The 19954-nt window shown below is 45.5% G+C and carries 17 protein-coding genes; 11 read left to right on the top strand and 6 right to left on the bottom strand.

All coding sequences use genetic code 11. The features are described 5' to 3' along the window. Positions 1-65 precede the first annotated feature (65 nt). Together ABDW16_RS29620 and bioA are read left to right on the top strand one after the other, a co-directional pair. Complete coding sequence (locus tag ABDW16_RS29620; protein ID WP_343674890.1) at positions 66-1040, top strand: DUF6268 family outer membrane beta-barrel protein; 975 nt, start codon at positions 66-68, stop codon at positions 1038-1040. Between the two features lie 96 nt (positions 1041-1136). Continuing rightward, a complete protein-coding gene (gene bioA, locus ABDW16_RS29625; protein WP_343674892.1) occupies positions 1137-2399 on the top strand; it encodes an adenosylmethionine--8-amino-7-oxononanoate transaminase in 1263 nt (420 codons plus the stop codon). On the opposite strand, the gene ABDW16_RS29630 is transcribed toward bioA, so the two are convergent. The 3 genes from ABDW16_RS29630 to ABDW16_RS29640 form a co-directional block, all read right to left on the bottom strand. Next, the gene (locus ABDW16_RS29630) at positions 2374-2949 is read right to left on the bottom strand and encodes a Crp/Fnr family transcriptional regulator (protein ID WP_343674894.1); all 576 of its coding nucleotides are present in this window, start codon (positions 2947-2949) and stop codon (positions 2374-2376) included. The two genes, bioA and ABDW16_RS29630, sit on opposite strands and share 26 nt — an antisense overlap. 137 nt (positions 2950-3086) lie before the next feature. Beyond that, a complete protein-coding gene (locus ABDW16_RS29635) occupies positions 3087-3815 on the bottom strand; it encodes a type 1 glutamine amidotransferase domain-containing protein (protein WP_343674896.1) in 729 nt (242 codons plus the stop codon). Between the two features lie 164 nt (positions 3816-3979). Next, the gene (locus tag ABDW16_RS29640; protein WP_343674898.1) at positions 3980-4519 is read right to left on the bottom strand and encodes a porin family protein; all 540 of its coding nucleotides are present in this window, start codon (positions 4517-4519) and stop codon (positions 3980-3982) included. A gap of 172 nt (positions 4520-4691) precedes the next feature. Here ABDW16_RS29640 and ABDW16_RS29645 point away from each other — a divergent pair, with 172 nt between their 5' ends. From ABDW16_RS29645 to ABDW16_RS29655, 3 genes are read left to right on the top strand one after another with little or no spacing between them, the layout of a single operon-like run. After that, a complete protein-coding gene (locus tag ABDW16_RS29645; RefSeq protein ID WP_343674899.1) occupies positions 4692-5741 on the top strand; it encodes a histidine kinase in 1050 nt (349 codons plus the stop codon). Beyond that, complete coding sequence (locus ABDW16_RS29650; protein WP_343674901.1) at positions 5716-6465, top strand: LytTR family DNA-binding domain-containing protein; 750 nt, start codon at positions 5716-5718, stop codon at positions 6463-6465. Before ABDW16_RS29645 ends, ABDW16_RS29650 begins: the two co-directional genes overlap by 26 nt. 23 nt (positions 6466-6488) lie before the next feature. After that, complete coding sequence (locus tag ABDW16_RS29655) at positions 6489-6653, top strand: hypothetical protein (protein WP_343674903.1); 165 nt, start codon at positions 6489-6491, stop codon at positions 6651-6653. Here ABDW16_RS29655 and ABDW16_RS29660 read toward each other — a convergent pair whose 3' ends face one another. Further along, positions 6654-7025 (bottom strand): helix-turn-helix domain-containing protein, encoded by a 372-nt coding sequence (locus ABDW16_RS29660; RefSeq protein ID WP_343674905.1) that lies wholly within the window; start codon positions 7023-7025, stop codon positions 6654-6656. It lies immediately after the preceding gene. Positions 7026-7161: 136 nt separating this feature from the next. Here ABDW16_RS29660 and ABDW16_RS29665 point away from each other — a divergent pair, with 136 nt between their 5' ends. The 4 genes from ABDW16_RS29665 to ABDW16_RS29680 all read left to right on the top strand — a co-directional run bounded on the left by ABDW16_RS29665 (position 7162) and on the right by ABDW16_RS29680 (position 14504). Continuing rightward, positions 7162-8022 (top strand): SDR family oxidoreductase, encoded by an 861-nt coding sequence (locus ABDW16_RS29665; protein WP_343674907.1) that lies wholly within the window; start codon positions 7162-7164, stop codon positions 8020-8022. Positions 8023-8268: 246 nt separating this feature from the next. Next, entirely contained in the window at positions 8269-11406 is a 3138-nt protein-coding gene (locus ABDW16_RS29670; RefSeq protein ID WP_343674909.1) for a TonB-dependent receptor, read from the top strand. Positions 11407-11427: 21 nt separating this feature from the next. Further along, complete coding sequence (locus tag ABDW16_RS29675; RefSeq protein WP_343674911.1) at positions 11428-12978, top strand: RagB/SusD family nutrient uptake outer membrane protein; 1551 nt, start codon at positions 11428-11430, stop codon at positions 12976-12978. Next, complete coding sequence (locus tag ABDW16_RS29680; protein WP_343674913.1) at positions 12978-14504, top strand: DUF5597 domain-containing protein; 1527 nt, start codon at positions 12978-12980, stop codon at positions 14502-14504. The genes ABDW16_RS29675 and ABDW16_RS29680 overlap by 1 nt, the downstream gene beginning before the upstream one ends. Positions 14505-14571: 67 nt before the next feature. Here ABDW16_RS29680 and ABDW16_RS29685 read toward each other — a convergent pair whose 3' ends face one another. Next, positions 14572-15582 carry a glycoside hydrolase family 43 protein gene (locus ABDW16_RS29685; protein WP_343674915.1) on the bottom strand — a complete coding sequence of 337 codons (1011 nt, stop codon included), beginning with the start codon at positions 15580-15582 and terminating at the stop codon, positions 14572-14574. Between the two features lie 3 nt (positions 15583-15585). Continuing rightward, positions 15586-18030, bottom strand: a complete 2445-nt coding sequence (locus tag ABDW16_RS29690; protein WP_343674917.1) for a glycosyl hydrolase 115 family protein — start codon at positions 18028-18030, stop codon at positions 15586-15588. Between the two features lie 183 nt (positions 18031-18213). Between ABDW16_RS29690 and ABDW16_RS29695 the strand changes: the two genes are divergently transcribed. Together ABDW16_RS29695 and ABDW16_RS29700 are read left to right on the top strand one after the other, a co-directional pair. Further along, positions 18214-19332: a DUF3500 domain-containing protein gene (locus ABDW16_RS29695; protein WP_343674919.1), complete on the top strand. Its 1119-nt coding sequence runs from the start codon at positions 18214-18216 to the stop codon at positions 19330-19332. 150 nt (positions 19333-19482) lie between these two features. Continuing rightward, positions 19483-19954 (top strand): hypothetical protein (locus ABDW16_RS29700; protein WP_343674921.1); only part of this gene is annotated, 472 nt, incomplete at its 3' end.

Consider the following 19954-nt stretch of genomic DNA (forward strand, 5'->3'; position numbering starts at 1 on the left):
GGCCATGTACCTGATTATTGATAAACTGAAGACACGTTTACAAAAGAACAAGCAACCTGTATACCATGAAGCTCATAACTAGGAGTATCATCTGCCTGCTTGTGCTGCCTTTGGTTTCGAAGGCACAGGACTCCCTTGCCAAAGCACAAATGAAAAAGGCAATTATCGTGGATGCACTCCTGAAGAACCCTAATTTAAGACCTGCGATGATTTCTACCACTTTCATCAGCAGGGGCCAGCTGGAAGGTAATTTTAAAGGGAAGAGCATTTTAAGTGGAGACTTTGGTCAGCGGCGTACAGAAGTGCTGCTCAATCTCCCTGTAAAGAACTGGGGAAAGAATGGAATGGTGACGGCTACTATCACATATGCGCGGTCAAATTTCCAGCTTTCTGACGTAAAAGGGGTGGAGATCCGGGATCCCGAATTATCCAAAAATACAGTAGGTCTGACCACGACCTATCGAAGGGTAGATTCCCTGTTTGGACGTATGTTTATCTCTTCTGCAAGTGTGATCCTGTACACCGGCGATGGCGGTGGTGTCAATAAATACGCTGTGATGGGGAGTGGAATGATTATGCTGAAGAAGACCGCACAGGCAACATTGATGGTGGGGGCGCAGGTGATAATAGATCCTACTGCCAGCTTACCGGTGGTGCCGCTGCTGGTATACCAGAAGCAGTTGCAGCATGGTTTCGATCTGAATATTACGATTCCACAGCAATTGACATTGAGAAAGACATTGAGTAAAAACTGTTGGGCGAGTTTTGGTACGATCTTATCCTCATCGGTGTCCTTCTTTAACTTTAGTTCTCCTGATGTGCCGCGAAATGCGAATTTCAGCACACTGGATCTGAAGACAGGCCCGGGGGTAGAATATAGACTGGGAAAGTTATTATTGGCAGGGGTGAGTGCCGGGTTGTGGACACCGGTAATGTACAGGCAGTATGGCCGCTGGGAGAAGTCGAATCATTATTTCTTTGATGGGAAAGTAGATACGACACCTTATATTAATTTGAATTTATCATTAATACCTTTTTGATAGTTACAAAATGTGTAACGCAGTTGTAGGTTTAAGCAATGAGCCCGGTAGTCATACCGGGCTCTTATTATTATGTAAAACATTACATTTGTGCCCATGAAATTATGGTATCCCTACAGGCAGATGAAGAATCCCGGGCAGGTGCCCGTAATGGTAGCCGGTCAAGGCACAGAGATGATACTGGAAGATGGACGCAGACTGACAGATGGAATTTCTTCCTGGTGGGCGGTGATCCATGGATATAATCATCCTGACATTAATAATGCACTGATAGGGCAGATCAATAGCTTTTCGCATGTAATGCTCGGTGGGTTGGCGCATCCGCCTGCATTGGCATTGGCAGATAAACTGGTGGACATTTCGCCGGCGGGGTTGAATCATGTATTTTATTCTGATAGTGGTTCAGTGGGTGTGGAAGTAGCGCTGAAAATGGCGTTGCAGTATTGGAAAAATACAGGGCATACCGGCAAGCATAAGATAATATCCCTGAAAAATGGCTACCATGGCGATACATTTAAGGCCATGGAGGTGAGTGATGATTCTGATTTTTCCAATGCTTTTTCGGATGTGTTGCATAGAGGATATTTTTTAGATACACCTGCGGGCGGGTTTGATGCGGATGCTGGTACAATTCAAAAAGAGGCGGCTAAACTGGAAACCTTGCTGCAGCAGCATAGTACAGAAATCGCCTGCTTTATACTTGAACCTATTGTACAGTGTGCCGGTGGGTTCCGGATTTACTCCCCTTTGTACCTGAAGGCGGCGAGAGACTTATGCGATAAATACAATGTACTCCTGGTACTGGACGAAGTAGCAACCGGTTTTGGTCGTACAGGTAAGTTATTTGCTGCAGCGCATGCAGGTATTACCCCCGACATTATGATTATTGGAAAAGCACTTACAGCGGGATATATGGGGCATGCGGCTACGCTGGCTACCACACGTGTTTTTAACGGCTTTTTAGGGGAGTCGTATGATAAAGCGCTGATGCATGGGCCTACCTTTATGGGGAATCCACTGGCGACCACAGTGGCCCTGAAAAGCATAGAGATTATAGAGCGGGATCATTACCTGGAACGCATTGCGAAGATAAATGCTGTAATCAGGGATGAATTTGAGCAGATTCAGTCTGCCGCAATCGCCGATAAAAGAGTAATAGGGGCGATTGGTGCGATTGAATTGAAAGAAGATAGTATGATGGTGGGTTTCCGCGACTTTGCGATGGCCAATGGGGCGTGGTTGAGACCTATTGGCAAAGTGATGTATGTAATGCCTGCTTATATTATTACAGACGAAGAATTGCGTAAGTTAACCGGGATCATGCGGGATTGGATCAGTCGTATTTATGCAAACGGCTAAGGGTTTCTCTTGATACACCCAGGTAATGAGCGATCATCTTTTTCGGCACCCGCTGAAACAATTGCGGGTATTGGTCTAGTAATAATTCATATTTTTCTTTTGCTGAATTGCGTAGGAGGGAAAGGACTCTTTTCTGGGTAGCTACATATCCACTGAATGCTTTTCTTTCCCAGAACATCATCATTTGTGGTACTTGTTGGCAAATCTGCGCCCTGGCTTCCATGGTCAGGCTCAATACAAGGCTATCTTCCAGCGCCTGCACGTCCATCTCCGCATGGCCTTGTTTTGCATAGGCCGGATAGTCAGAGACCCACCAGTTTTCCATGGCGAACTGTATGATATGCTCTTTGTCTGCATCGTCATAGGCGGCTGTTTTGAGGCAACCTTTTACAACGAGGTATTCAGCATTTACTTTTTGTCCTACCCTAATGAGGTAGTCCTTTTTAGGTACACCGACAGGGGAGAAGGCGTTGAGAACAATCTCAAAGGCTTCGTCTGTGAGTGGTACCAGGTTTTCGAGGTGCTCGCGTAAAAAAGAGGCATATTCCATTTCGCAAAAGTACAAAAAAGAAAAGCCCGGATGGGGGGGCAAGCATCCTCAAAAAACAACTTTAACTGCAATCTTCCCTTCCTTAGAAAACAACTTTTGCCAAAGGCAAAAGCTGTCTTCCACCTCAACCCCTGGGTTTACTTTTTCAATTGCTCCTTTATAGCCTCCCCAACTTCCTTCGCGGACTGCGGGTTCTGCCCCGTAATCAATCGCTGATCCACCGTTACATGCACCTGCCACGGCCCTGATTGCTCATAAATCCCACCTCTTTCTTTCAGCTTATCCTCCAACAAAAAAGGAACCACCTGGGTCAGTTTCACGATCTCCTCTTCCTCATTAGAAAACCCATTGATCTTTTTCCCTGCCACCAGGTACTGCCCATTACTCAGCCTGATATTCACCAACCCCGCCGGGCCATGACAATCCGCTGCTACCACACCATTGGATTCATAAATCTTCGCCGCAATTGCCGCTAACTCCTTGTTCTCCGGCAAATCCCACATGGCACCATGGCCCCCTGCATAATAAATCGCTGCATATTCTCCAGGACGTACATCCGCAGGCTTCATGCTATGTGAAATCTTCTGCTGGTATTTTACATTCTCCCAAAATTCCTTATTTACCGGATCTTCCAGGTCTAAACCATCCACAGGTGGATTGCCTCCCTGCGGACTCACAAAATCAATTTCATATCCTGCTGCTGTCAACACCTTCCATGGATGAGATACTTCACCTAAATAGTATCCTGTTTTTTCGCCAGTGCTGCCTTTGGTAGCATGACTGGTCACTACAAATAAAATTTTCATCTTCTGTGCTTTTAAAAGACCACTGCTCATTACCATGAGAACAGCTAATAACCATTTCATTTTCATTATATTTATTCTTTATAATCAGTATTCCCATTCAAACCATTGAGAATAGCATTGTTAGAATTTTATAATGCAAATTTCAGGCGCTGGTGGTCAAATAAAAGTGATGTAGGTCACCAATTTCAAAAAGGGAGGCCCTTAAGACCTCCGCTTTTCCTGCCTTAAAAAATGTAAAACACACTACCCTGTGCCACTCCGCTTCTAAAATCGCCAACCGTACCGGCTTTAGATACACCTGCTACATACCTTACCCCAAATCCTAATCCCATTTTACTCTGGAACCCTACACCTGCAGCCGCTCCAAAATCCAGTTGCTTTGAAAAATTCTCTACATCCTCATGCATGCGCATACCGGCTTGTGTACCTGCTTCCAGATACAGGCCCAGGTTAGTACGATACTTAATCAAAAAAGGTACTGCGAGGTAATAGACTTTCCTGTCCACATCCGCTATTTTAGCCCCCTGTGAAGAAAACAAAAACTCCTCCTGGATAGAGAATTTGTTGTTTAACCTGAAATTGACAATTCCCCCTGCATGAAAGCCGACTAACGGATCTGTTGCAAAATCTGCATTCACATAATTACTATAGTTGGCCCCTGCTTTAACCCCGAAACTCAACCTGCTAAAAATCCCTTGTGCAAATGATTGACCGAATGAATGTGTAGATGCCAGTACGAACGAAATGACGAGTAGTTTTTTCATTGTTTTTTGATTTTTAGCAAAGGTGATGCTTATACGAGGGCTGGAATAGTACATTCGCTACGAACCGGACAATTTGCAGCATTAGCCGTCACCTGCCGCTTCGTACCCTGTTTTGTCCGTTTCGCCGGCAGGAGATGCACGGTGTTATGCCTCATTATAGTACCTTTATTATATGGCAAACCATCTGTTAAAAAAGAAGCTGTTCCGGTATACCTTCCTGATTTCCTTATGCATTACTGCATTTGTTTACATTTTTGTATTCATCTTTAACGGGCGGCAACATGCATGGATCTATCCTTTGTTCGTGGGGAGCAGGTTCCTGGTACAGGGGATTGTCAATATCTATATATATGAATGGATGTTCCACGGGATGCCTATTGCCAATAGTAAACAAAAGAACATCCTGCGGTATACCCTCGGCTATACCATTTGTGTTATCTTCTTTATATGCACAGCGCCAATAGAGCACCTGGTTTCACCAGTACAGGCTGCGCATTGGTCACTGCTGGAAGATATCCCCTCTATACTATGGCAGGCAGCTATGAACCATGGCCTGGTCACTATCTTTCAGAACCTGCTTATATTGGAATATGAAAAGGCGAATACAGAGCTGGAAAATTCAAGACTAAAAGCTGCGAACCTGGAGTCGGCTAATTTGTTATTAAAACAACAGATCCATCCACATTTTTTGTTCAATGCCCTGAGCATGATGAAGAGCCTGTACCGGGAAGATGTGGAAGCGGGGGAGGCCTACCTTTCCCACCTGGTAAATTTCATGCGGGCATCACTGGCTGATCACCAGCGGAAAATAGCGAGGTTGTCTGACGAAATCAGGTTGTGTAATGACTATATCGAAATGCAACGAATTCGTTTTGAAGATGCTTTGGTTATTACAATTGAGCTTCCTGAAGAAATATTGCAAAATGGGTACGTACCTTCTTTTTCTATACAATCTTTAATTGAAAATGCTATCAAACATAATGAAGTAACCGAGGCGTCGCCATTGAAAATCAGGATTTACTTCGAAGAAGGACGGATCATTACCCAGAACAATTTACAGTTGCGAAGGCTGGTAGACGGGTACAGTGGAAAGGGACTGATTAACCTGGTTGAAAGATATCGGATCTTTTCGGCAGATGAGGTGATCATCCACCAGGATAATAATAACTTTACAGTAAGTATAAAAGTGTTGTATAATGAAGCTGGTCATAATAGAGGATGAGAAGGTAACAGCGAGAGATCTGGCAAGGACGATCACCCAGTCTTTTCCGGAAGCAGAGATTGTAGATATTATTGGAACCGTGCGGGAAGGAGTGGAGTACTTTTCTGATGACACGCAGGTAGATTTGATATTCTCTGATATTCAATTAGGTGACGGCTTGAGTTTTGAAATCTTCTCTAAGGTAGAAATAGATATTCCAGTCATCTTTTGCACAGCCTTTGATGAATATGCATTGGATGCATTCCGGGCAAATGGTATTGACTATATCCTCAAGCCTTTTGATAAACAAGCGGTAGCTGCGGCTATTAATAAATATATCTCTTTCACGGGTAAACGAACTTCATACAAAGCACTGGAAGAAATTTTTATTAATCGGAAACCTTCCGAGCCGGGTGCGGTATTAGTATATCAAAAGGATAAGATTTTTCCTGTGGCAATAGATACCATTGCGTTTTTTTACCTGAAAAATGGAATTGTCTATCTCACAACTTTCGATAAGAAGACGTATCCATTAAATAAGAATATGGAAGAACTGTCTAAACTAACAGAGCCCCTGTTTTTTCGTGCTAACAGGCAGTACCTGGTTCATAGAAAGGCTGTGCAGGATGCTTCAAGTTATTTATCCAGGAAGTTGTCAGTAACATTGTCTATACCTGTGCCCGAGACGATTACAATTAGCAGGGAGAAGGTATCCCAGTTTTTAGAGTGGCTGACGCAGGCATGATCTTTTTTTTCTATTTTTACAGGATGAAATCATTTATTGTCACTTTCATTTTTTCTATAGCCGTAGGTACTATTTACAGATGGATCAGTGATCCACCACTCACCTGGGCTAAAATCCCACCTATCATCACCGTTGCACTCGTTCTCTCTTTAGTCTTCACCCTGGCGCTCAGACCGAGAAAAAAATAACTATCTGTCAAACAGCTGTTTCCGGTAATTAATTCCCCATATCGCCATGGCTTCAATTACCGTATTCAGACTCTTTCCCTGCGTGGTCAATTCATATTCCACCGTAATCGGCATTGTATCCAGCACTGTTCTGCTGATCAGATGATTCATTTCCAGGTCTTTCAATTCCTTCGATAATACTTTGGGCGCTATCCCTGGCAAGTGTCGTTTCAAATCCATAAACCGCTTTTTTCCCGCATAATACAACGCCCCAATAATCTCCGTTTTCCATTTTCCACTCAGCAACTCCTGCGTATCCCTAATTCCAATAATCATCGAATGACACTCTGGTGTCAGTGTAGGTGTTACTCCCGGTGGAAGATCTGTTTTCAATTGTAGTTATTTTTCAACAAAAATAGGAACATTACCAATCAGTTACAAATAAGTAACTAGTTACTATAAGGTAATGGGTTACTATTTGTAAACCTCTTCTCCTAATTTTGATAAATAAAAATCAAAAACAGGAAATATGATACTAATAACCGGAGCGGCCGGAAACCTCGGCTCAGCTGTCATCAGTAGCTTGTTAAAGAAAGTACCTGCTAACCAACTGGCCGCATTTGTAAGAAGCGAACAGAAAGCTGAACAACTTAAAAAACTCGGCCTCAATATCCGTATTGGCGACTATAATGATATCGCATCGCTGGACAATGCGATGAAAGGCGTAGACAAGGTGCTCCTCATCTCTGGTCTCTCTCTGGAAAGACTGCAGGAACACAGCAATGTTGTAGACGCTGCTAAAAGAGCAGGTGTAAAACAAATTGCTTACACCGGTGTGACCATGAAAGAGGCAGCTGTAAGTCCGCTAAAAGCACTGATGGTATCTCACTTCCAGACTGAAGACTATATTAAGGCAAGCGGTATTCCCTACACCTTCCTGCGTAATACCCTGTATGCAGAAGTGATTCCTTTTTACATCGGCGACCAGGCACTGAACACGGGTATTCATTACCCTGCAGGTGCTGGTAAAGTACCTTATGTATACCGCCCTGATCTGGCTGATGCCGCGGCTGTGGTGCTGACGACCAAAGGTCATGAGAACAGGACCTATCAACTTACCGGCGATCAGCTGTATTCATTTACTGATGTAGCGGGCATACTGTCAGAAGTGTCTGGTAAACACATTGGTTATACAGATGTAGACCCGGTTGCTTTTGAAAAGCATATGAAGGAAATCGGTGTGCCGGAAATGGGCATTATGATTAGTACTGGTTTTGCTGCAGCAATTAAACAAGGTGATTTTGAAGTGGTGACAAATGACCTGGAGAAATTGTTGGGAAGGAAACCTACACCGATAAAACAGTATTTGAAAGCACATTACATAAAATAATTATTTGCCTGTTGCGCCGTTTTACAGCGACGCAGCAGGCTTTCTTTCTCCCTGTCCCAAATACCCCCTGTTGGCCAATTAAAAAATCATAGTGTCCAATCGACATTTAACCCAAAAAAATCCCTAAATTACATCACGTCGTATCTGATGTGACAATTCCCGTTAGAAAAAATTGTAGCCCGGAAAGAAAACCCTGGTTGACCTGTTGTCACGTCCTCATTTTATTTTATTAAACCCCCCAACGTTATGAAGCAACATTCATTGCCGCAGGCATTGAAGAGGATCCTGTATGTTCCCCTCTTCCTGGTTTTCTTGTTTCCGCTGACCATTCGCGCCCAGCAAGCTATCAAAGGAAAAGTCGCCGATGATGCCAAAAACCCACTAGCCGGTGTTTCTATCGCCATCAAAAACACCCACCGCGGTACCGTCACTGCGCCCGACGGCTCTTACAGTATCACTGCCGCCAATGGCGAAACCCTGGTATTCACCTTTATCGGTTACAATACCCAGGAACTCATTGTCAGTCCTGGTGCCCAATATAACATTACCCTTGCTCCAAACGTACAGAACCTGGACCAGATGGTTGTGATCGGGTATGGCACCCAAAAGAAAAGTTCCCTCACTGGTTCCGTAGCCTCTGTCAATAGTAAGACACTCAATGAACTGCCTGTAGCCAGTGTGCAGCAAGCCCTGCAAGGCCGTGTGCCAGGTGTGACTGTCACCAACAATGGGGCTCCCGGTACAGATCCTATCGTTCGGATCAGGGGTATCAGCTCCATTAGTTATGCCTCCGATCCTTTGTACGTGATCGATGGATTTCCGACTTCCAACCTTTCCAGCTTTGACAGCAAAGACGTATTGTCCGTCGAAGTACTGAAAGATGCCAGTGCCGCCGCTATCTATGGTTCCCGTGCCACCAATGGGGTCGTTATTATTACGACCAAAAAAGGTGTCACCAGTGTTAAACCCGACGTCCGGCTTGACACCTACACAGGTGTACAATACGCCTGGAAAAAGATCGACCTGCTCAATACGCAGCAATATCTTCAATATGAACGCGCGCTCAATGGCGCCGCTGGCATTGCCAAACCACCTCGTCTTGAAGATGCAAACTGGAATTCTCCCATTTACGATGGCACCTCCCAGACTTATGCCCAGACCAATACCGACTGGCAGGATGCATATTTCAGAAAAGGACTGCTCACCCAGACTAACCTCTCTGTGAGTGGTGGTAGTGAAAAATCACACTACTATATGTCCGGCGGTTACTTCAAACAGGAAGGGATCGCGCAGGGGGTTAATTATGAACGTGGCAATTTCCGCATCAATTCAGAACATCATATCAGTAACATGTTTACAGTAGGAGAGAACCTGCTCCTCGCTTATTCCAATCAGCGGTACGACAATACTTCTGGCAACAGAACCCGCCTGGCAAACGTGATCCGTTCTCTTCCTTACCTCCCAGTCTATGATCCGACTACACAGGGTGGTTTCCGCAATGCAGAAAACAGTGTGGATGGAGCTGACCCTACCAATCCGGTTGAAGATGCTTTATTGTTAGGCGATGCCCACCGCAAGATTTTTAAACTCTTAGGTACAGTATATGCACAGGTCAACTTTACCCAATGGTTGAGTTTCCGTTCTGTATTTGGTGCAGACTACGCCGGTCAGTACCAGCATGAGTTCGTTCCCATCTATAATGACAAAGGCCGAAATTCAACGGTGGCCACCATTACTGATCAACGTGCAAACAGAACCACTTTACTCTACACCGAACAATTGACTTTCAATAAATATTTTGGCAGGCACCACCTCAATGCCATCGCTGTCTTTGAAAGACAGCCCGCCAATAACTTTGGTGAATCACAAAAAGGGAACCAAAGTACCAATGACATCGAAACACTGGTAGGTGCTACGAACGTTTCTGCATATTCCAGTACTACTGCTACACTCATTCAATCTTATATCGGCCGTCTGAATTATGAATTTGGAGAAAAGTACCTGCTGAGTGCCGCTATTCGCCGGGATGGTCTATCCGTATGGGCGCCCGGTAAAAAATTTCAGAGCTTCCCTTCTTTCTCTGTCGGCTGGCGTATTGACCAGGAAAGCTTTATGAAACCAGTTACCGCCGTTTCTGAACTGAAACTTCGCGGTGGTTGGGGCGTCACCGGGCTGAATGCAATCGGTATTTTCCCTGCATTACAAAACTCTATTTTAGCTAATGAATATCCCTGGCAGGCCATTGTGCAGGCTAATGGAGCTACCTATCCGTTTGGCAATACGATTTCTGTCGGCAATGCATCTTATTATAACCAGTTGACCAGCGCGAACCTGGAATGGGAAAAAACCAAACAGGTCAATGTGGGGGTAGACCTGGGCCTTTTTGATAATGCCATCACCTTCACAGCAGAATGGTATCGCCGTATGACAGACAACCTGATTCTAACTATTCCTACCCCGCTCAGTTTCGGCTATGGCGGCGAAGGTACCCAGCTCAACGCCGCCAGCATGAAGAATACAGGGGTAGATCTTGCACTGGGTTACAACAAGCGGAGGGGTGTTTTCAGGTGGAATGTGAATGCGAATATTGGTTTTATCAGGAATAAAGTTCTTCACCTGAATACCCCTAATGCTACGATCGATGCCGGTTCTGATGCTGACTTCGGAAATGGTAATATAACCCGTACTGTAGCCGGACAGCCAATTCAGTCATTCTATGGTTATGTGACTGACGGTATCTTCCAAAACCAGTCAGAAGTAGATAAAGGGCCGGTTCAGCTTCCTGGTAATGATCCTGCCAAGAGTACCGCTCCTGGCGATATCCGGTTCAAAGATCTGAATGGTGACGGGGCTATCACATCGGCAGACCGCACTTTCCTGGGTTCCTACATTCCAAAATATTCCTATTCCCTGAACTACAATGCTAACTGGCGCCAGTTCGACCTTTCTGTTTTCTTCCAGGGGGTGCAGGGCAATAAGATCTTCAATGGTACCCGTGTGCTGCGCGAGGGCATGGCCCGCTTGTTTGGTGCAGGTACAGCCGTATTGGATGCCTGGACGCCGGAACATACGAATACAAATATTCCCCGTGCTATCAGTGGCGATCCTAATACCAACCTGCGGGTGTCTAACCGCTGGATTGAAAATGGTTCCTACCTGCGGTTAAAGAACCTAATGATTGGTTACACACTTCGCAATGGTGCTATCCGCTATATCAGCAGTTTCAGGGTGTATGTGTCGTCTCAGAACCTGCTCACGTTCACGAAGTACAAGGGCTGGGATCCGGAAATTGGTTCAAAAAATACCACGCTTACCAATGGGATTGACTATGGGCAGTACCCCGCAGCCCGTTCATTCCAGCTCGGTTTACAGGTAGGATTTTAATTACGTTTAAAAACTGAAAACATGTATAAGTATATATTCATCGCCTGTCTGCTTCTTGGTGGAATGGGCTGTACAAAAGACCTTGACAAAACCAATCCGGCGTATGCCACCCTCGATAATTATTTTAAAAACAGCACAGAGCTGTTGAGTGGTACCAATGCCATTTACTCTACCTTCCACGCCAGCACGCTCATTGGCCGTGAGTGGTTTTTCGTGCATGACCTGCGTAGCGACGACGTCTCTTCCGGCGGCGGTCAGCTGGAAGTACCCCGTGGTCAGATCCTGAATGGCGCCACCACAGCAGATAATGCGGTGATGAGTGCTGTCTGGCAGGGATTGTACATTGTCATTCATCGTTCCAATACCGTCATTGGCAGTGCGCCACTTGTCACTGATAACGATGCGGTACGCGACCAGTGCGTGGCACAGGCGAAGTTCTTCAGGGCATGGGCCTATTTTGAACTCGTGACCCTCTGGGGGCCGGTACCAGTGTATACGCAGGTTGTGAGCCAGTCTGACCAGTTCCAACCCCGCGCAGCTGAAACGGTGGTCTATGACCAGATCATCCAGGACCTGACAGATGCTGCCGGAAAACTGAGTGCAACTTATTCGGCTTCTGATCTGGGCCGGGTGACTGCCGGCGCTGCCAATGCCATGCTGGGCCGGGTGTATATGCAGAAAGGCGATTATGCGTCGGCTAAAGCCGCGTTGTTACAGGTGGTTAATTCCAATCTCTATCGCCTGGTAGATAATTACAATGATAACTTCCTCGAAGAGACGGAATTCAATGCAGAATCGATCTGGGAAGCTGTCTTTGTAGATAAAGGTGATAATGCCTTTGACTGGGGCGGAACTGGTGATGGTGCCGGGAATTCACAATCTACTATTCGTAACCAGGAATATTGTCCGCTGGCATGGCGCAACCTGATTCCTTCCAATAAATTCCTGAATGAGTTTGAAAACACCGCTACGGGTGCAGCTAAAACAGATCCCCGGTATAAATGGACGGTGTATGAAACGGGTGATCTTTTCAATAACAATGCGGATGTGCTGACCGATGCAATGCAAAATGGGAACTCATCTACCGTAAATGGGGTGACAAAGAAAATCAGCTGGCGCAAGTTCATGCTCATCTATAAGCAAAGCCTGTCCACTGCTTCTTATCATCCTGGTGGCAATAATCAGCGTATCATTCGCTATGCAGATGTATTGCTCATGCTGGCGGAGTGTGCCAATGAAACGGGTGATATGGCGGGGGCTGTGAACTACCTGAACATGGTGAGGGATCGGCCGTCTGTGGCGATGCCGCATTATCCGACAGCCCAGTTTCCAACGGGGTCAAAGGAGCAGGTGACTAAGGCGATTATGCATGAAAGAACGGTTGAATTGGGCGATGAGGAGGTGCGTAACCGCGATATTTTAAGATGGCGAAAAATGGGGTATTTCAGTACAGACCCGATCAGTTATTTCAGGAAGAACAGGGATGAGTTATTGCCTATTCCACAGGCAGAAATAGATAATAACCCTGCGCTGGCAGATGGTGGTATTTCCGCACAAAATTCCGGTTATTAATGAGAATGATATTTTGGTTGTTAACGATGACTTTTTTCCCTTGTATCAGCAAAGCGCAATCTTTGCTGGTGCAGGGGGGAAAGGCTTTTATGCCTGTTCTCGCAGGCGAAGTAGGCAATAGCAGTGCTTCCAGCCTGGCTTACATGGCCCCTATATGGGAAAAAGCAAAGGCCATGCACTTCAATACAGTCCTCATTCCCGTTTATTGGGAATTACTGGAGCCAACAGAAGGGAAATTCGATTTTCTCCTGGTAGACAGCCTGATCACCCAGGCGCGTGCACATGACCTTCACCTCATATTACTCTGGTTCGGCAGCTGGAAAAACAGCATGAGTTGTTATGCCCCTGCCTGGGTCAAAAAAGATATACAACGCTTTCCCCGTGCCGGCGCTGATCTCGAAATCCTTTCTGCCTTTGATGAGAATAATGTACAGGCAGATATACATGCCTTTACGGCCCTGATGCAACATGTGAAAAAGCTGGATGCAAAGGAGCAGACTGTCCTGATGGTACAGGTAGAAAATGAAATCGGTATGCTGGGTGCCCCGAGAGAATATACACCTGCGGCCAACCAGGCATTTACCAGTCCTGTTCCGGATGCGTTGATGCAATACCTGGTAGCTCATAAAGATTCCCTGGTACCTGAATTACGTCAACACTGGGGCCAACAGGGCTTCAAAACTACCGGTAGCTGGGAAGTTGTTTTTGGCAAAAGCACTGCTACGGAAGAGCTGTTCCAGGCATGGTATTATGCGGTGTACACCAATAAAGTAGCCAGTGCCGGTAAGGCAGTATATCCATTGCCATTCTTTGTCAATGCTGCCCTGAATTACAGGCATGTGCAACCTGGTGCTTATCCATCAGGCGGACCATTACCACACCTGATGGACATCTGGCAGGCAGGTGCGCCTGCAATAGATCTGTTATCACCTGACTTTTACAATCCCTTTTTCAAAGAATATAATGATTTGTATACAAGGCAGCACAATTCATTATTCATTCCTGAAATTCGGTTTGAATCTGCTGATGCTGTGAAGGCATTATACGCGATAGGGCATTACAAAGCAATTGGATTCTCTCCTTTTTCATTTGAATCTACTGATCATCCCGGAGAAGAACCCCTTGGAAAAAGCTATGCACTGCTGCAGCAATTATCCCCTTTTCTATATAAATACCCGATGGAGGGAATCCTTCCGGATAGCAGCATCCCACAGGAAATACATTTAGGTAAATATACCTTCACGGTGGCACACGAAGCAACGCTTGGCTGGACAGCGTTTAAAGACTGGCCGCTCAGCGGTGGAGTTATCATCCAGACAGGTGAAGATGCTTTTATTATTGCTGGTACGGGTATTGTTATTACAGTTAAAAATGCCGGGATTTTACAGGCAGAAGAAGGTACCTTCAGGAATGGGAAATGGCTGCCTGGCAGGCGGCTGAATGGTGATCAGACACACCAGGGAAGACATATCCGGATTCCTTCGCATAATTGGGAAATACAGCAGGTCAGTTTTTACGAGTATTAAACAATTGCTACGATAACCTTTTACGGGTACTGAATAATTACTAATGATAAGCTTTTATCCGTATTGATTAATGATCATTTTCAGGATGTATTGCCTCAATACTCCCATCCTCCTTATAATGCAACTCCCTCACCTTCACATTTCTCAAATAAGTCTTACCAGATAACTCTACATCATGATAAAACAAATACCATTTCCCATCCTTCTCAACAATAGAATGATGCGTAGTCCACCCCGTTACCGGCGTCATGATGATGCCTTTATAAATAAACGGTCCATAAGGCGAATCACCAATCGCATAACACAAATTATGTGTATCGCCGGTTGAATAAGAAAAGTAATACTTCCCTTTATACTTATGTACCCAGGATGCTTCAAAGAAACGCTTATCATTGTCCTTTTCATAAAAAGGCTTCAGATGCTCATCAAGTATCACCACTTCTTTCACTTCTTCTTCAAAACTTTTCATATCCTTCTTCAGTTTCGCTACCCTGGGCAATACTGCTAACTCATTCGCACTACGATTCCCCGCTTGGTTATTATAATGGTTGTGATCCCATTTTTGCAACTGCCCACCCCATATACCTCCGAAATACATATAAAAACTTCCATCCTCGTCTTTAAACACGCAGGGATCTATACTATAACTTCCTGGAACCGGTGTTGCCATTGCTTTAAACGGCCCCTCCGGTTTACTGCTGGTGGCCACGCCAATATAAAATATACCTGAACTATCCTTTGCTGGAAAGTATAAATAATAGGTATGGTTTGCATATGCTGCATCCGGCGCCCACAATTGTTTCTTCGCCCAGGGAACATCTTTTATGTTCAGTGCCACTCCGTGATCTGTCACTTTACCACCTACATGATCCAATGATAGCACATGGTAGTCTTTCATATCAAAATGACTACCCAGATCATCTTCCGGTACACCTGTCGCCGTATCATGCGAAGGGTAAATATAAATCCTGCCATTGAACACATGTGCAGAGGGATCTGCTGTATAAATATGCTTTACCAGTGGCTGCGCCATCCCCTGGAGGCATGCGCATAAACAAATAACTAATATGCGGGTCATAAGTCAATAATTTTCAAGTTCAATACTTTGTAAAACAATCCCCGGTGAATATTGATAATATACAATTTCATGTTTTCCGGGTTTAAATGTCTGTGAGAGTTTTACCTGGATGATATTATCAGCTACCCATTTGCTCCAAAGCTCTTTGTTATCATCATGGGCATTTATAGTCGTTCCTATTTCCCTGCCACCATCAATGGAATATGTAAACCACAATCCTTTTCCATGCGTGAAATTCAGGGTGGGAGAGAAGTTAAGATAAATATTAGTATTTCCCGATGCTTCAAATACATACTTTGCCGATGCTCTTGCACTGTGATAAGTGGCACTATCTCCCAATGAATGCTTATCAGCAAAGCTGGCAGTACTATCTCCCAATGATCGCTTTTTAGCAAAGCTGGTAATACCATCTCCAAATTTTCCAATCCCTCTTATATGCACCCAATCTCCACTTTTCGACACATAATCTGTTGCCGCTATTCGCTTATAAATTTCAGGCACCACCGGCTCCTTATACGGCCCTGCCAAATCTGGCATTTTATTGACCGGGGGCTCCTGCCAACCAGTATACCCAATATGTGTCTGGTCCATCATATGATTCCATTTCCCATTAGCCACCTGGTGATAGGCTATTGTCAATAGTGAATCGCGCATATAATACACCCGCGCACTATCCGCCCATGCGCTATTCTGAACCCGGTTGCTCTTATACAGTGCCACTGCATAATACAACCTGTGTAGATTGTACATCGCCTCCACAGGATACTGTACCAGTTCAAAATAAGCAGCTGAGTAGGGCTGTAAACGTACTTTTTTAACCAGCTCTTCCCATTCTCCTACAATCTCCTTGTACTGTTTTAATGTATAACTTGACTCATCCAGCAATTCCGGCTTCCGCCTCGCTGCCATTTCACTATACTGCCGCAGGTAACCGCCAATATCATGGCTGGAATAATCACCAGCAAACCTACTGGCAACCCCCACCTTCATACTATCCCTCTCATTCCTTCCTCCACTTGAATTCTCACCCGCAACCCGTTGGGAACCCTCCCCAAAATTCTCCTCCGCAAACTCCCCATAATAATCCCTCATCGTATCTCCCGAACCCGCCCTCCACGCATAATCCATGAAAAACGATATCGGCAGCTCCATCGGCTTCAAATCCCCCACATTTACAATCCATATCTTATCCGCTCCATACATTTTCGCTAAATGCAACTGCTCCCACACCCTCGCCAGGTTATTCGTATTCACCCATTTATAATTCCTGGGGTCTCCCACGTAATCAAAATGATAATAAATCCCATACCCACCTTTCTGCTTCGCTGCCGCAGGATCCGGCAACCTCCTGATATTTCCCCAATTATCATCACACAATAACAATGTCACATCGTCCGGTACCCGCATGCCCTGATCATAATAATCCTGTACCTCCTTATACAACGCCCATAACTGCGGCGTCTCCGTTGCCGGCTTCCCCGTCACATCACTAATGATCGCCCGCTGATCCCGCACAATTCTTTCCAGCAAGCCCGTCGCCGTCTCATTGCTCATCGGCAAATCCCCATCTCCACGCATCCCTATCGTTACTATGCTTTCATGCTTCCCCATAGCAACAATCCCTTTTTTCCAAAATGCCCTCAACACACTATCATTCGCCACATAATCCCACGCTCCATGCCCATATCGCTTCCATTCCGCCTGCGCACGCAGCATTGGTTCATGATGGCTGGTTCCCATCACAATCCCCCATTTATCTGCCAATACAGGATTCAATGTATCATCGTCATTAAACGCATTTCCCCACATTGCCGGCCACAGGTAATTTCCCCGTAGCCGCAGCAATAACTCAAATACCTTCTCATATACAAGATGATTAAACCCGCCAAATTTCTCACGCGTCCACCTGGAAAATGCCGGTGCCTCATCATTAATAAATATCCCTCTATACTGCACGGAAGGTGGTCCGGATTCATAAGTCCCTTCCTGTACAAATACCTTGTCTTTCTTCCTCACCGGCACATCTGCCCACCAATACCAGGGCGATACACCCAGTTGCCTGGATAGTTCCAGCGCACCATAAGCTGCGCCTCTCTTATCACTACCTGATATGACGACCTTCCCCGGGGATGCCGCTATGCGAAACGCTTCCCATTTCCCACTCAAACCCGCAGTATCCAGGTGAAATGAAGAATGAATAGTACCAATCAATATATATGGCCGCCCATCCGGCTGATGCACAATCTCCGGTTCCCGCCCCGTCACAGCAAGCATATCTGCCCGCAGCAACTCCGCAGCTTTATTTACCAGCCAGTCGTCCTGCTGATCAATACAGATTACTTCCGGTAATGAAAATGAATGCTGTGACGCATGTGTGGTTATTATCTGCTGTGCATGAATATAGGCTGCCTGGCACAGGAGGATTAACAATGGAATACAGTTTTTCATATCGATAACTAATATACAAAAATATTCTAACGCGCCATAGAAATGTACCGTATTATTTTCCCGGCAAGCGCCTATATTTTTATTACTATTTCGGATACAAACCAAACATTCCCTCACTTTTATTAAACTTTCGTATTCGCGACGGGTCGGTAATAGAAATCGTCTGATACAAACAATCGCCATATGAAAGTAACAATCAAACACCTTTGTCTTGCTTTTGCTGTAAGTTCTATCATGATATCGTGCGGCAAAGATTCCGGTTCCGATGGCAGCACCTCCTCGGACTCTACTACCACTACTACCAGCACAGACGACACCAATCCTGACCCTATCGATGTCACCAGCTGTGACAGCGAAACAGGCATCAACAAAATCATCTGTCTCGCCGATGCCTTCAAGGCCACACTAACCTCCGCGCAGTTAGCCACTGTGCAATTGAGTTACAGTAAATCAGACGCCATCAAGTGGTCTAACTTTCCACAGGCCCTGGTTTCCAGTGCTTACAAAAGGGTTGGCCTCAACTTTGGCTCCATGACTACTGAACAAATCCAGTATGCCAAAGCACTGATCAAAGCTGTTGCCGGTACCACGTCCAACGAAGGCTGGGACGAACTGCAGCAATTGCTCAATGCTGATGAATACCTCAACGAAAATGGCGGTGGTTCTGACTACGGTGCCGCTAATTACTATATTGCTTTCTTAGGTACACCTGCCACTTCAGGTACCTTTGAAATCCAATATGGTGGTCACCACACTGCCTTTGCCAATACTTATACTGACGGTACACTCGTTGGTGCCACTCCTTCTTTCAGAGGGGTAGAACCGTTCGCTACCTTCACCTGGAATGGCAGCAGCAATCAACCTATCCAACAGGAACAGGCAGCACTCACTGCTATGCTCACCGGCCTTTCCTCATCAGAATTATCAACTGCCAAATTGAGCGGCACCTATAGCGACCTCGTATGTGGTCCGCAGAATGACGATGCGTTTCCATCCACTCAATCCGGTATCGCCTGCAGCAACCTGACTACGGCGCAGAAAAACCTCGTATTAGCTGCTATCAGAACATACGTAGCCGACGTGGCAGATACCAGCACTATAATGACTAAATACACCAACGAACTGGATCAGACGTACATCTCTTATTCCGGTAGTACCGGGATGACTACACGTAATGACTATGCACGCATTGATGGTCCGTCTGTATGGATTGAATACTCCTGCCAGAACGGGGTTGTACTCTCCGGCACTCATCCACACTCGGTATGGAGAGATAAGTCGACAGACTACGGTGGAAACTGATTTTGATAAACTAAAAATGGGGGTTGTATCAAAAGTAAATTTACCCGATGGAACTCAAATTACTTTTGATTCACCCCCCTCTATTATAGCATGAGACTTTTAACTTGCATTTTATTACTATTGTGCGGGCAGCAGCTCTTCGCACACCCCATGCCTAACTCAATCGTAAGTTTATCTGTACTGGACCTCAGCATCAAAGGCGAAGCTAAAATGCCGATGCTGGAACTCGCCAGTGCCATTAAGCAGACCCGGATTGCAAACATCAACGATCCTTTTTTTATAACCTATTTTCAGCAACATATACGCGCACTGTCCGGTGACCGTCAATGGTCCACTACCATTGACAGCATCCGGATGACGACAGATACTGATCCTAATGTAGGAAAATACCAGGAGGTCCTGGTTTATTTTGAAATGACACCTCCCGATCCCGCACTGCTGCGTGATTTTAATTTCCGCTACAATGCGATCATTCATGAAGTAGTCACCCACAAAATATTAGTCTTCGTAAAACAGGACTGGAAGAACGGCATTCAGCATGGTGAACAGATCGGTATGATTAAAATGGACACGCGCTCCGGCAAGGTCTTCCCCATGTACATCAACCTGGAACACGGTACTT

Origin of the sequence: Chitinophaga sp., assembly GCF_039596135.1 — a bacterium.
Classification (GTDB): Bacteria; Bacteroidota; Bacteroidia; order Chitinophagales; family Chitinophagaceae; genus Chitinophaga.